The sequence below is a fragment of the Streptomyces sp. WZ-12 genome, from assembly GCF_028898845.1.
Taxonomy (GTDB): Bacteria; Actinomycetota; Actinomycetes; order Streptomycetales; family Streptomycetaceae; genus Streptomyces.
In genome coordinates, this window is record NZ_CP118574.1 from 5,060,023 (window position 1) to 5,072,701 (window position 12,679).

General features: G+C 73.5%; 13 protein-coding genes. All 13 read left to right on the forward strand.

All coding sequences use genetic code 11. From position 1 onward, the window contains the following. Nucleotides 1–194: 194 nt before the first annotated feature. The 13 genes from PV796_RS21875 (at nt 195) to PV796_RS21935 (ending at nt 12,515) form a co-directional block, all read left to right on the forward strand. On the forward strand, nt 195–596 hold the full coding sequence (locus PV796_RS21875; RefSeq protein ID WP_274915029.1) for an NADH-quinone oxidoreductase subunit A: 402 nt from the start codon (nt 195–197) through the stop codon (nt 594–596). Beyond that, entirely contained in the window at nt 587–1,237 is a 651-nt protein-coding gene (locus tag PV796_RS21880) for an NADH-quinone oxidoreductase subunit B (RefSeq protein WP_274915030.1), read from the forward strand. The genes PV796_RS21875 and PV796_RS21880 overlap by 10 nt, the downstream gene beginning before the upstream one ends. Next, entirely contained in the window at nt 1,234–2,403 is a 1,170-nt protein-coding gene (locus PV796_RS21885) for an NADH-quinone oxidoreductase subunit C (RefSeq protein WP_274915031.1), read from the forward strand. The genes PV796_RS21880 and PV796_RS21885 overlap by 4 nt, the downstream gene beginning before the upstream one ends. Beyond that, entirely contained in the window at nt 2,400–3,365 is a 966-nt protein-coding gene (locus tag PV796_RS21890) for a complex I subunit 1/NuoH family protein (RefSeq protein ID WP_274915032.1), read from the forward strand. Before PV796_RS21885 ends, PV796_RS21890 begins: the two co-directional genes overlap by 4 nt. Nucleotides 3,366–3,367: 2 nt before the next feature. After that, nucleotides 3,368–3,952 (forward strand): NuoI/complex I 23 kDa subunit family protein, encoded by a 585-nt coding sequence (locus PV796_RS21895; protein WP_274915034.1) that lies wholly within the window; start codon nt 3,368–3,370, stop codon nt 3,950–3,952. Then, a complete protein-coding gene (locus PV796_RS21900; protein WP_274915035.1) occupies nt 3,949–4,539 on the forward strand; it encodes an NADH-quinone oxidoreductase subunit J family protein in 591 nt (196 codons plus the stop codon). The genes PV796_RS21895 and PV796_RS21900 overlap by 4 nt, the downstream gene beginning before the upstream one ends. Continuing rightward, nucleotides 4,539–4,916, forward strand: coding sequence for an NADH-quinone oxidoreductase subunit NuoK (nuoK, locus tag PV796_RS21905; RefSeq protein WP_274915036.1), 378 nt, complete (start codon nt 4,539–4,541; stop codon nt 4,914–4,916). The genes PV796_RS21900 and nuoK overlap by 1 nt, the downstream gene beginning before the upstream one ends. Continuing rightward, nucleotides 4,913–6,994 (forward strand): NADH-quinone oxidoreductase subunit 5 family protein, encoded by a 2,082-nt coding sequence (locus PV796_RS21910; RefSeq protein WP_274915037.1) that lies wholly within the window; start codon nt 4,913–4,915, stop codon nt 6,992–6,994. Before nuoK ends, PV796_RS21910 begins: the two co-directional genes overlap by 4 nt. 17 nt (nt 6,995–7,011) lie before the next feature. After that, entirely contained in the window at nt 7,012–8,655 is a 1,644-nt protein-coding gene (locus PV796_RS21915; protein WP_274919173.1) for a complex I subunit 4 family protein, read from the forward strand. Beyond that, a complete protein-coding gene (locus PV796_RS21920; protein WP_274915038.1) occupies nt 8,655–10,178 on the forward strand; it encodes an NADH-quinone oxidoreductase subunit N in 1,524 nt (507 codons plus the stop codon). The genes PV796_RS21915 and PV796_RS21920 overlap by 1 nt, the downstream gene beginning before the upstream one ends. A gap of 224 nt (nt 10,179–10,402) precedes the next feature. Beyond that, nucleotides 10,403–11,269 carry a zinc metalloprotease HtpX gene (gene htpX / locus PV796_RS21925; RefSeq protein WP_274915039.1) on the forward strand — a complete coding sequence of 289 codons (867 nt, stop codon included), beginning with the start codon at nt 10,403–10,405 and terminating at the stop codon, nt 11,267–11,269. A 118-nt stretch (nt 11,270–11,387) separates the two neighbouring features. Further along, nucleotides 11,388–11,780: a YccF domain-containing protein gene (locus PV796_RS21930; protein WP_274915040.1), complete on the forward strand. Its 393-nt coding sequence runs from the start codon at nt 11,388–11,390 to the stop codon at nt 11,778–11,780. 117 nt (nt 11,781–11,897) lie between these two features. Then, nucleotides 11,898–12,515: a hypothetical protein gene (locus tag PV796_RS21935; protein ID WP_274915041.1), complete on the forward strand. Its 618-nt coding sequence runs from the start codon at nt 11,898–11,900 to the stop codon at nt 12,513–12,515. Nucleotides 12,516–12,679: the final 164 nt, after the last annotated feature.

Genomic DNA, 12,679 nt, shown 5'->3' on the forward strand with positions numbered 1-12,679 from the left:
CGTGAGACACCGCGTGAGACGACCAGGTCGTCCGTCTACGCTGCCGGCCACCCAGGTAGGGCGAAGCCGGGGCAACCCCGGCTCCCCGCGACGATGCGGCTGCGGAGCGGGGTCGGCGCAGGGCCTAGACTCCGGTCCGTACAGATCGTGTAAAAGTCGTTTCAAGAAGCGCAGTCAGGGAGCGAGGGGCGGACGTGCTGGACGCGACCGTACGCACCACCGTCGCCGCGGACTATTTCCAGGGCTACTCGGCCGTCGGGATCATCGCCGTGGTCGGCGTGCTGTTCGTCGCCGTGGCCTTCGGGGCCGGGCGGCTGCTGCGGCCCGTGGTGCCCACCCCCGAGAAGCTGCTGACGTACGAGTGCGGCGTCGACCCGGTCGGCGAGGGCTGGGCCCACACCCAGGTCCGCTACTACGTCTACGCCTTCCTCTACGTCGTCTTCGCCGTCGACTCGATCTTCCTCTTCCCCTGGGCGACGGTCTTCGCCGCCCCGGGATTCGGCGGTGTGACGCTGGTGGAGATGTTCGTCTTCCTCGGCTTCCTCGCCGTCGGCCTGCTCTACGCGTACAAGAAGGGCGTCCTGGAATGGACGTGACCCCCGCCCCCACCGGCCCCGAGGCCGCGCCCGGGAGCGCCACCCCCGTGCCCCTGCCGGAGCCCCGGCGCCTCGGCGCGCTGGCCCGGCTCGCGCCCGAACCCATGAAGGTGGTCCTCAACTGGGGCCGCCGCTACAGCCTGTGGGTCTTCAACTTCGGACTGGCCTGCTGCGCCATCGAGTTCATCGCCGCGTCCATGGCCCGGCACGACTTCATCCGGCTCGGTGTGATCCCGTTCGCGCCCGGCCCGCGCCAGGCCGACCTGATGGTCGTCTCCGGCACCGTCACCGACAAGATGGCGCCCGCGGTCAAGCGGCTCTACGAGCAGATGCCCGAGCCGAAGTACGTCATCTCCTTCGGCGCCTGCTCCAACTGCGGCGGCCCGTACTGGGACTCGTACTCGGTCACCAAGGGCGTGGACCAGATCATCCCGGTCGACGTGTACGTCCCCGGCTGCCCGCCGCGGCCGGAGGCGCTGCTCCAGGGCGTCCTCAAGCTCCAGGAGAAGATCGCCCGCGAGTCGCTCGGCGAGCGCTACCCGCGCACCGCCCGGCCGTCCGCCGCCGCCCTCCGCAGCGGCCTGGTGGCCCCGCCGGCCGCCCCGGCCGCCTCGTCGCACGCGGGGGAGGAGCCCCGATGACGCAGCAGCCGGAACAGCCCGAGCAGCCGGCCGGGGACGTGACCGCCGAGCCGGCTCCCGAGCCGGTCGTCGGCTGGCTGCCGGGCCCGGCCGGTGAGCTCTTCGGCGCCGGCGCCACCGCGGAACTCGCCTACGACCTGCTGACCGTCGACGTCCCGGCCGACGCCTGGACCGCCGCGCTGACCACCGCCCGCGACGCCCTCGGCTGCACCTATTTCGACTGGCTGAGCGCCGTGGACGAGCCCGGCACCGGCTTCCGGATCTGCGCCCACCTCGTCGACGTGACGCGCCCCGGCGCCGTCCGCCGGCTGGTCGTGCGGACCACGGTGCCGCACGACGCGCCCGCGCTGCCCACCGCCGTGGGCGTCTTCGCGGGCGCCGGCTGGCACGAGCGGGAGACCCACGAGATGTTCGGCGTGGACTTCACCGGCCATCCGCACCTGGTGCCGCTGCTGCTGCCGGAGACCTTCGAGGGCCACCCGCTGCGCAAGGACTTCGTGCTGGCGGCGCGGGTCGCCAAGGCGTGGCCCGGCGCCAAGGAGCCGGGCGAATCCGAGCACGGGGGGCCCAAGCGGCGGCAGATGTTGCCGCCGGGGGTCCCGGACCCCAACGAATGGGGGCCGCTCAAGGGCCAGTTGCCGGCCGCCCCGGCGCGACCGGCCCGGGGCGCACGGGCGGCCGGTGCCGCCGGCGAGCGCCCGCCCCGGCGCACCCGTTCCGTGAGCGCCGGCTCGGCGAGCCAGCAGACGGCGGGCACCGAGACGACCGCCGGAGCGGGCACGGGGGCGGACGCCGCGACCGGTGCGCCGGCCGAACGCCCGGCCCGCGCCGCCCGCCCGGACCGGCCGCCCCGCCGCAACCGTTCCGTGAGCCAGGGCTCGGCCAGCCAACAGCCGGCGACCGGGACCACCCCCGAGGACCCCGGCCCCGAGGATCTCGCCTCCAAGGGCCCGGCGCCCAAGGACCCCGCGCCCCCGCGCCCCTCCGACGCGCCCTGGCACCACGCCCGCCCGGCGTTCGACGAGGCCGGGGCGGAGCCGCAGGACGGCCCCGAGCCGCCGCCGCAGAAGCCCCAGCCCGCACCGGAAGCGTCCCCCCGGCACCCCGGCGACGCCGACCGCACCGACGCCGACCGCACCGACGACGAAGGAGGCGACACCCCATGAGCGACACCCTCGCCCTGGTGCTGCGCCTGCTCGCGGTCTTCGTGGTCTTCCTGGTCTTCCCGCTGGTCGTCGGCCAGACCGAGCACAAGGTCATGGCCCACATGCAGGGCCGCCTCGGCCCCATGTACGCCGGCGGCTTCCACGGCTGGGCCCAACTCGTCGCCGACGGCGTCAAGTTCGCGCAGAAGGAGGACATCGTCCCGGCCGACGCCGACCGACGGATCTTCCAACTCGCGCCCGCGGTCGCCCTGTTGCCGTACCTGCTGGTCTTGGTCGCCATCCCCGTCGGGCCGGGCAACGCCGTCGGGCAGGCCCTGGACGCGGGCATCTTCTTCGTGCTCGCCGTCATGGGCGTCGGCGTGCTCGGCTCGCTGATGGCGGGCTGGGCGTCGGCCAACAAGTACTCCCTGCTCGGCGGCCTGCGAACGGCCGCGCAACTGCTCGCCTACGAGCTGCCGATGCTGCTGGCCGCCGCCTCCGTCGCGATGGCCGCCGGCACCCTCTCGCTGCCCGGCATCCTCGATGCCTTCCACTGGTGGTGGGTGCCCTGGCAGCTCATCGGCGGCGTGGTGTTCTTCACCGCCGGACTCGCCGAGCTCCAGCGGCCCCCGTTCGACATGCCGGTCGCCGACTCCGAGATCATCTTCGGCGCGTACACCGAGTACACCGGCCTGCGCTTCGCGCTCTTCCTGCTCGCCGAGTACGCCGGCATCGTCGTGCTCAGCGCGCTGACCGCGGTCCTCTTCCTGGGCGGCTGGCACGGCCCGTTCGGCGCCGACGGCCTGGGCTGGCTGTGGACGCTGGTGAAGACCGTGGGCCTGTGCTTCGTCGTCATCTGGCTGCGGGTCACCTACCCGCGGCTGCGCGAGGACCAGCTCCAGAAGCTGGCCTGGACGGTCCTGATCCCGCTCGCACTCGCCCAGATCGCCCTCACCGGCGTCATCAAGGTGGTGATCTCCTAGCCATGGGCATCCCCGGATCCGGCCTCGCCAAGGGCCTGGCCGTCACGCTCCGCACCATGACGCGGAAGTCCGTCACCGCGCAGTACCCGGACGTCCAGCCCGACCTCGCGCCCCGCACCCGCGGCGTCATCGGGCTGTTCGAGGAGAACTGCACGGTCTGCATGCTGTGCGCCCGCGAGTGCCCCGACTGGTGCATCTACATCGACTCCCACAAGGAGACGGTGCCGCCGGCCGCCCCCGGGGGCCGCGAACGCAGCCGGAACGTGCTCGACCGCTTCGCCATCGACTTCGCGCTGTGCATGTACTGCGGGATCTGCATCGAGGTCTGCCCCTTCGACGCGCTGTTCTGGTCGCCGGAGTTCGAGTACGCCGAGACCGACATCCGCGAGCTGACCCACGAGCGCGACAAGCTGCGCGAGTGGATGTGGACGGTGCCCGAGCCGCCCGCGCTGGACCCGGCGGCAGAGGAGCCCAAGGAGATCGCCGCCGCCCGTAAGACCGCGGACAAGCTGGCCGCCCAACAGGCCGCCGCCGCACAGGAACAGCAGACCACCGCCACCGACACCACCCAAGAGGAGGGAACGTGACGCTCGCCGCCGCAAGCCACGGCTTCCTCTCGCCCACCGGCGTCGAGATCGCCTTCGTCCTCGTCGGCCTCGCCACCCTCGGCGCGGCGCTGGTGACCGTCACCTCCCGGCAGTTGGTGCACGCCGCGCTGTGGCTGGTGGTCGCCCTCGGCGGGATCGCCGTGGAGTACCTCCTGCTCACCGCCGAGTTCATCGCCTGGGTGCAGGTGCTGATCTATGTCGGGTCGGTGGTCGTGCTGCTGCTCTTCGGGCTGATGCTCACCAAGGCGCCCATCGGCCCCTCGCCGGACGCCGATTCGGGCAACCGCTGGGCCGCGCTCACCGTGGCCGGCGCCTCGGCCGCGGCCCTGGTCTGGGTCGTCGTCGACGCCTTCCGCGCCACCTGGATCGACCTCGACGGAGCCGTCCAGGGCTCCCCCGAGGTCTCCGGGCGCAGCCTGTTCCGCTTCTGGGTGCTGCCCTTCGAGGCACTCTCCGTCCTGCTGCTCGCCGCGCTCGTCGGGGCGATCGTGCTGTCCCGCCGGGGCGGCGGCGCCAAGGGCGCCGCCGAGAGCTCGGCCCCCGCCGCGGGGGAGGGGCGGCACTGATGCACCTCGCCTACCCGGCGGTCCTCGCCGTCCTCCTCTTCTGCACCGGCCTGTACGGCGTGCTCGCGCGCCGCAACGCGATCCTGGTGCTGATGTCCGTCGAGCTGATGCTCAACGCCGTCAACCTCAACCTCGTCGCCTTCGACGTCTGGCTCCGCGACACCCTGCACGCCGGCCAGGCGCTCACCCTCTTCACCATCGCCGTCGCCGCCGCCGAGATCGGCATCGGGCTGGCGATCGTGCTGCTCGTCTACCGCAACCGCGGCAGCTCCGACATCGACCGGCTCCGCGACCTCGCCGAGCGGCCGGCCGGCCCGGACACCGCGGACGGATCGGCCGCGACCCCCTCGGACACCGGGGCGGAGGCCACCGCGTGACGCTCACGACCACCGCCGTACTCGTACCCCTCCTGCCCTTCCTCGGGGCCGTCGCCGGCCTCCTCGTGGGGCGCCGCTCGCCCGGCTTCGTCCGCCCGCTGGCGGTGCTGCCGACGCTCGCCGCGGCGGTCCTGACCGTCGCCGTCGCCGTCGGCCAGGGCGGCGGCCCGGCCACCGACGTCGCCACCCGGCTCACCCCGACCGGCTCGCTCCCCATCGACCTGGCGCTGCACATCGACGGCTTCGCCGCCCTGATCGCCGTCCTCGTCGGCACCGTGGCGACCTGCGTGCAGATCTACTCCACGGCCTACCTGCGCGACGATCCGCGCTACCCCTCCTACGCCGCGCTGGTCTCGCTCTTCACCTCCGCGATGCTGCTGGTCGTCTACACCGGCGACCTGATGGTGCTGCTGGTCGGCTGGGAAGTCATGGGCATCTGCTCGTACTTCCTCGTCGGCCACTACTGGGAGACCGAGGCCGCCCGCACCGCCTCCCTCAAGGCGTTCCTCGTCACCAAGCTGGGCGACGTGCCGTTCCTCTTCGGCATCTTCGCGCTGGCCGCCGACACTGGGACCTTCCGGATCACCGGCATCCTCGGCCACATCGCGCGCGACGGCCTGCACCACCCGACGCTGATCGCGCTGCTGCTGCTGGCCGGCGTCGCGGGCAAGTCGGCGCAGTTCCCGCTGCACACCTGGCTGCCGGACGCGATGGCCGGCCCGACGCCGGTCTCCGCGCTCATCCACGCCGCGACGATGGTCGCCGCCGGTGTCTACGTCGTCGCCCGCCTCCTCCCGGTCTTCGCCGCCTCCGCGGCGGCGCTGATCGTGCTCGCCGTCCTGGCCGCGGTGACCATGGTCGGCTCCGCCCTGGCCGCGCTCGCCCAGGACGACATCAAACGCGTGCTGGCCTACTCCACCGTCGGCCAACTCGGCTACATGACCGGCGCGCTGGCCGTCGGCGACCGCGGCGCCGCCGTCTTCCACCTGCTCTCGCACGGTGCGTTCAAGGCCCTCCTCTTCCTCGGCGCGGGCGTGGTCATCCACGCCGCCGGCACCAACTCGCTCTCCGCGATGTCCCGGATGAGCGGCCTGGCCCGCCGCATCCCGGACGCCGCCTGGACGCTGGGCGTCGCCCTGCTCGCCCTCGCCGCGATCCCGCCGTTCGCCGGCTTCTTCTCCAAGGAGGCCGTGCTGGGCGCCGCCGAGCACGCCGCCACCGGCCACGCGACCGGCATCCCCGGCGCCGCCGGCTGGACCGTGCTGCTCTCCGGTCTGCTCACCGCCCTCCTCACCGCCGCCTACGCCACCCGACTGTGGCTGCTGACCTTCCACGGCACCGGCCCCGAGGTCCCCGATCGCCCCCGAGCTCTCGACTCCGATCGAGCAGGAAAGACCCCGTCCCCCCAACCACGCGCCATGACCGGCGTCCTGTGGGTGCTCTTCATCCCCACCGTCGGCCTCGGACTGGCCACCCCCCTCCTGCCCGCCTGGTTCGACGGGCGCTCGCTCGCCCCGACCACCACCACCGCCGTCCTCGGCACCGGTGTGGCCCTCATCGGCGGCCTGATGACCTACGCCGCCTGGCGCCATACCCACCCGTCGGCCGCCCGCCGCCCCGCAACGAGCCGCTCCGCGGCGCCCCCTTCGCCCGCCCCCGCCGCCCGCACCCCCGGGACGGTGGCGCCGCTGGCCGCCGACGCCGCCCCCGCCCTCGCCGAGGAACTGGCCATCGTCAGCCACCCCCCGACCTCCGGCGGCGCCGCGGACCCGGCCGACCCCGGCCGGCTCCTCCTCGGCCCGCTGCACCGCCACGCCGCCGCCGGCTTCCACCTCGACGCGGTCTACTCCGCGCTGTTCGTCCGGCCCACCCGGGCGGCCGCGACCCTGGTCCGCTTCCTGGACCGCGCGGTCGTCGACACCTACGTCGCCGGCGCCGGCACCGCCCCCCGCTGGCTGGGTGCCGCGGTCCGCCGCGCCCAGACCGGGAACGTGCAGACCTACCTCGGGGCGCTGCTGGCCGGCGCGCTCGTCCTGGCCATCGCCGCCGTCCTCGTCGCTACGGGCACGGGAGCCTGACCGTGAACCACACCGCCATGCAGATCCTCCTCGCGGGCTCCGTCGTCCTCCCCCTGATCGGCGCGCTCGCCGCCCTGCTGCCGGCCCCGCCCGGCCTGAAGGGGAAGAACCCCGACCAGGCCGTGCTGCGCCACGGCGTGACCGTCACCGGCGTGGTGCTCGCCGCGACCCTCGCGCTGGCCGCCGGCTTCGACCGCGGTCACCCGGCGCGTATGCAGGCCACCACCGACCTCAGCTGGATCCCGGCGCTCGGCATCCGTGTGCACCTCGGCATCGACGGCATCTCGCTCCCCCTCCTCGTCCTGAGCGCGCTGCTGACCTTCCTCTGCGCCCTCTACAGCTACTTCACGATGCCAACGGGCCCGTCCCCCAAGGCATTTGTGGCGCTGCTCCTCGTCCTGGAATCCGGCACCCTCGCGACCTTCGCGGTGCAGGACCTGGTGCTGTTCTTCCTCGCCTTCGAGATGGTCCTCATCCCGATGTACTTCCTCATCGCCCGCTGGGGCGGCGCCGGACGCCAGGCGGCCGCTTGGAAGTTCATCCTCTACACGCTGCTCGGCTCCGTCGTGATGCTGCTCGGCCTCCTCCTCATCGGGCTGAAATCCGGCACCTTCGACATGGTCGCACTGGCCACTGACAACGGCCCGAAAGCCCAGCTCAGCCACACCGTTCAGGTCATCGCGGTGCTCGCCGTCGGCATCGGACTGGCCGTCAAGTCCCCGATGTGGCCGCTGCACAGTTGGCTGCCGGACGCGCACACCGCGGCCCCCACCGCCGGCTCGGTCCTGCTGGCCGGCGTCCTGCTGAAGATGGGCACCTACGGCTTCGTCCGGATCGCGCTGCCGATCACCCCCGACGGCCTGCACACCCTCGCGCCCTACCTCGGCGCGCTGGCCGCCGTCGGCATCGTCTACGGCTCGCTGGCCTGCCTCGCCCTGGTCCGCTCCGGAGGCGGGGGAGACCTCAAGCGCCTGATCGCCTACAGCTCCGTCGGCCACATGGGCTTCGTCCTGCTCGGCATCGCCACCATGACCCCCACCGGCGTTAACGGCGCGCTGTTCGCCAACATCGCGCACGGCCTGATCACCGGCCTGCTCTTCTTCCTCGTCGGCGGCCTCAAGGACCGCCTGGGCAGCACCGACCTGGACACCCTGTCCCGCCCGTCGCCCGACCACCGCCCCTCAACGAGCGGCTCCGCCGCGCCCCTCCCCGTCGCCACCGGCGCCGCCCTCTACGGCCGCGCCCCCCGCTTCGGTGGACTGCTCGCCTTCGCCGCCGTCGCCTCCCTCGGCCTGCCCGGACTGGCCGGCTTCTGGGGCGAGATGCTGGCGATGTTCGGCGCCTACCACCCGGCCGCCGGCCTCAGCCGTCCCGCCTTCCTCACGTACATGGCGCTGGCCGGCCTCGGGACCCTGCTGACCGCCGCGTACCTGCTGCTGGTCGTCCGCCGGGTCTGCATGGGCGGCACCCTCAAGGCCGCGGCCGCCCCCGGCGCGACCGGCGGGCCGGCCACCGCCCCCGCCGTCCCCGACCTCGCCCGCTACGAGTACGCGGCCTGGGGCCCCCTCGCCGCGCTCACCGTCCTCGCCGGACTGTGGCCCGCGGCCCTCCTCGGCCTCACGAACCCGGCCGTCCAGCAGCTCCTCGGAGGCGGTAAGTGATGAGTCAGGCCACCTCGCTGGTCCAGTCCGTCGACTGGCTCGCCATCGCGCCGCCCACCCTGACCGCGGCCGTCGCCCTGGTGGTGCTGGTCGCCGACCTCTTCCTGCCGGCCGGCCGCAAGCACCTGCTGGGCTGGTGCGCGACCGCCGGCCTGGTTGCCGCCGCGCTCCTGCTGCTGCCCCTCCTGGACGGCCACCGCCGCACCTTCTGCCTGACCGGCCAGCCGCAGGCGTGCAGCTACGCGGCCGACCACTTCACCCTGATCGTCCAGTTCCTGGTGCTCGGCGGCGCCCTGCTGACCGCCCTGCTGTCCATCGACACCCTCAAGGACCACGACCTGCCCGCGGGGGAGTACTGGTTCCTGCTGCTCTCCTCGGCCGCCGGCGCCGCCCTGCTGCCCGCCGCCCGGGACCTGGCCACCCTGGTCATCGCCCTGGAGGTCGCCTCGCTGCCCGCGTTCGCCCTGGTCGGGCTGCGCCGCGGCGACCGGCTCTCCTCCGAGGCGGCGCTGAAGTTCTTCCTCTCCTCGGTGGCCGCCACCGCCGTGATGCTCCTCGGCGTGAGCTTCGTCTACGCGGCCACCGGGAGCCTGCACCTGTCCCGGGTGGCGCACGCCCTCGCCGCCCTCCCGGACCCGCGGCTGGCCACCCTGGCCGCCGCCGGCGTCGCCCTCACCCTGGTTGGCTTCGCCTTCAAGACCGCCGCCGCCCCCTTCCACTTCTGGGTGCCCGACACCTACGTCGGCGCCCCGCTGCCGATCGCCGCGTACCTCTCCGTGGTCGGCAAGGCCGTCGGCTTCTCCGGCCTGATCCTCGTCACCGTCCAGGGCTTCCCCGCGTACGCGAACGTCTGGGGCCCGGCCCTGGCCGTCCTGGCCGCGCTCACCATGACCGTCGGCAACGCCGCGGCGCTGCGCCAGGACCCGGCCCGCGCCCACAGCGCCGTCCGCCTCCTGGCCTGGTCCTCCGTCGGGCAGGCCGGCTACCTGCTGGTCCCGATCGCCGCCGCCGGCTACGCCCACGACCCCGCGCACGCCATCGGCGCCACCGTCGCCTACGCCCTGATGTACGCCTCGGTGAACCTCGGGGCGTTCGCCGTCGCCGCCCTGGTGGCCCGCACCAGCCCCGCCAACCGCCTCGCCGACTACCGGGGCCTCTACCACCGCCGCCCCCTGGTGGCGCTCGCCCTCGGCTTCTTCCTCCTCTGCCTGGCGGGCCTGCCCCCGGGCATCATCGGCCTGTTCGCCAAGGTGACGGTCTTCTCCTCGGTCGTCGACGCCGGCCTGGGCTGGCTCGCCGTCGTCATGGCCGTCAACGTCGTGATCGCGCTGTACTACTACCTCCAGTGGACGGCGGTCCTCTTCCGCCCGGCGAAGGCCCCGGCCGACGGGACCCCCGAGCAGCCCCCGGCCCGGATCCCGGCCGCCCTCGGCACCGCCCTGGCGCTGGCGACCGCGCTGGGCGTCGTCCTCTCCGGCGCCCCCCAGCTCGTCCTCCGCTTCGCCGCCGGCGCCCTCCTGTAGAGCCCCGCACCGCCCCTCGGGCGGGCCCGCGGCGCCCGGTACGGCAGCCGGAAGCCCGCCCGCCGCGACCGGTCACCCCTAAGGGCACCCCCATCCGCCCCTGACCAGGCACGGCCCGGGGAACCCCGCCCGCCCCTCTCGCGTTGACCAGTGAGTAAGGGTCCACTGGAGAGTGGAGAAACGCAGCCAAGGGTTCCCCTGCCGCACCACCTGGAGGGCGTACCGTGCACCGCCGGCACAACGGGCTCAGGACCGCCGTACTCCTCGGGGGACTGTCCGCACTCATCATCGTCATCGGCAGCTTCTTCGGCCGCACCGGCCTGATCGCCGCCGTCCTGATCGCCGTGGGCACCAACGCCTACGCGTACTGGAACAGCGACAAGTTGGCCCTGCGGGCGATGCGGGCCCGCCCGGTCAGCGAGTTCGAGGCGCCACAGCTCTACCGCATGGTCCGCGAGCTCTCCACCGCCGCCCGCCAACCCATGCCCCGCCTCTACATCTCCCCGACCCAGGCGCCCAACGCCTTCGCCACCGGCCGCAACCCCCGTAACGCAGCGGTCTGTTGCACCGACGGCATCCTCCAGATTCTCGACGAGCGTGAGCTGCGCGGCGTCATCGGCCACGAGCTCAGCCACGTCTACAACCGCGACATCCTGATCTCCTCCGTCGCCGGCGCGCTGGCCTCGGTCGTGATGTTCCTGGTCAACTTCGCCTGGCTGATCCCGGTGGGCCGCTCCGACGACGACGAGGGTCCGGGCCTGATCGGGATGGTGCTGATCATGCTCCTCGGCCCGATCGCGGCCTCGCTGATCCAGCTCGCCGTCAGCCGCTCCCGCGAGTACCAGGCCGACGCCTCCGGCGCCCAACTCACCGGCGACCCGCTCGCGCTGGCCTCCGCGCTCCGCAAGCTGGAGCGCGGCACCCAGCAGCTCCCGCTGCCCCCCGAGCCCCGTCTGGAGACCGCCAGCCACATGATGATCGCCAACCCGTTCCGCCCCGGAGAGGGCCTGACCCGCCTCTTCTCCACCCACCCGCCGATGCCCGAGCGCATCGCCCGCCTGGAACAGATGGCCGGCCACCACCGCCCCTGACGGCGCCCCAGGTCACCCCTTCGGGGACTGGTTCCCCGGCAGCGCAACGTTCCACCAGGTCGCTCGCGTCTTGGACGGCGGAACCACTCACCACCCCGCCCCTGGAAGGCTGCCGATCATGAAGTTCATCCTCAACGTCCTCTGGCTGATCCTCAGCGGTCTCTGGATGGCGATCGGCTACGTCGTCGCCGGAATCATCTGCTGCATCCTGATCATCACCATCCCGTTCGGCATCGCGTCGTTCCGCATCGCCGGCTATGCCCTGTGGCCGTTCGGCCGGACGACCGTCGAGCGGCGCGACGCCGGCGCCGGTTCGGTGATCGGCAACGTCATCTGGGTCATCTTCGCCGGCTGGTGGCTGGCGCTCGGCCACATCATCACCGGCATCGCCCTGTGCGTGACGATCATCGGCATCCCGTTCGGCATCGCCAACTTCAAGATGGTCCCGCTCTCGCTGCTCCCCCTGGGCCGCGAAATCGTCCCCACCGACCAGCCGTTCGCCACCCGTTAACCGGCGGCGGGCGGCGCCGTTCCTTGCATTAGCCACCCGTTAGCGGAACGCCAGCCCCGTCCTCGAAGCTGATTGCCGTCCGGGAACGAGACGAGAGCAACCGCAACGGGAGACCCGATGAACACCGCCACCGCCACCAACCGCTTCCGCGGCCGCGCCGGCCGCCGCCTCGCCGCCGCCCTCGTCGCCGCCGCGGCGCTTGGCCTGGGGGCCACGGCCTGCGGGCCGGACTCCGGGGCGGCGGCCCCCGCCGGCTCCCCGGCCCCGCCCGACGCGCAGCACGCCTCGAACCAGGCCGCGGACAACTCCGGTGCGCAGGGCCAGAACGGCGGCAAGACGGCGCCGTCCGCCGCCCGGGGCGCCACCTCCGGGGGCGGCGGCCACACCGGCCACACCTCCGCCCCCGCCGGCGGCGGCGTCGCCCACGCGGGCAACCACCGCACCTTCGTCGGCAAGCTGGAGTACCTCGCGCCCGGCAAGCTGATCGTCAAGCCCGAGGGCGGCGGCATGGACCAGGCGTTCTACGTCGCCAACGACACGCGGATCCTCGGCGCGGCCGCGATCTGCTCCATCGACGACGGCCGCGTGACCATCGGCAAGGACGGCTACGGCACCTCCAAGTGCACCGAGGAGCAGCTGGAGAAGGCCGCCAAGACCAGCAGCGTGACCGTCCGCGTCACCATGGACCGCAAGTCCGGCGCCGCCGAGACGGTCGAGGAGAAGTACCACCCGTAAGCCGCGCCGCACGCGCCCGATGGGCTCTCCGCCCGCCGGGCGCACGGCCGTTGCGCGGCCCCCGGGCCAACTCCCTTGCCCGGCAACGCCGATGGGGCGGCGCGTCCCCGTGTCGCGCCGCCCCATCGGCTTCCCTGCGTACCGCACGCCCCACCGGGGCCGCG

Coding starts and splice junctions, on each gene's coding strand:
- PV796_RS21880 (WP_274915030.1), top strand. CDS start 587: ATGGACGTGACCCCCGCCCCCACCGGCCCCGAGGCCGCGCCCGGGAGC.
- PV796_RS21935 (WP_274915041.1), top strand. CDS start 11,898: ATGAACACCGCCACCGCCACCAACCGCTTCCGCGGCCGCGCCGGCCGC.
- PV796_RS21930 (WP_274915040.1), top strand. CDS start 11,388: ATGAAGTTCATCCTCAACGTCCTCTGGCTGATCCTCAGCGGTCTCTGG.
- PV796_RS21885 (WP_274915031.1), top strand. CDS start 1,234: ATGACGCAGCAGCCGGAACAGCCCGAGCAGCCGGCCGGGGACGTGACC.
- PV796_RS21895 (WP_274915034.1), top strand. CDS start 3,368: ATGGGCATCCCCGGATCCGGCCTCGCCAAGGGCCTGGCCGTCACGCTC.
- nuoK (WP_274915036.1), top strand. CDS start 4,539: ATGCACCTCGCCTACCCGGCGGTCCTCGCCGTCCTCCTCTTCTGCACC.
- PV796_RS21915 (WP_274919173.1), top strand. CDS start 7,012: ATGCAGATCCTCCTCGCGGGCTCCGTCGTCCTCCCCCTGATCGGCGCG.
- PV796_RS21920 (WP_274915038.1), top strand. CDS start 8,655: ATGAGTCAGGCCACCTCGCTGGTCCAGTCCGTCGACTGGCTCGCCATC.
- PV796_RS21890 (WP_274915032.1), top strand. CDS start 2,400: ATGAGCGACACCCTCGCCCTGGTGCTGCGCCTGCTCGCGGTCTTCGTG.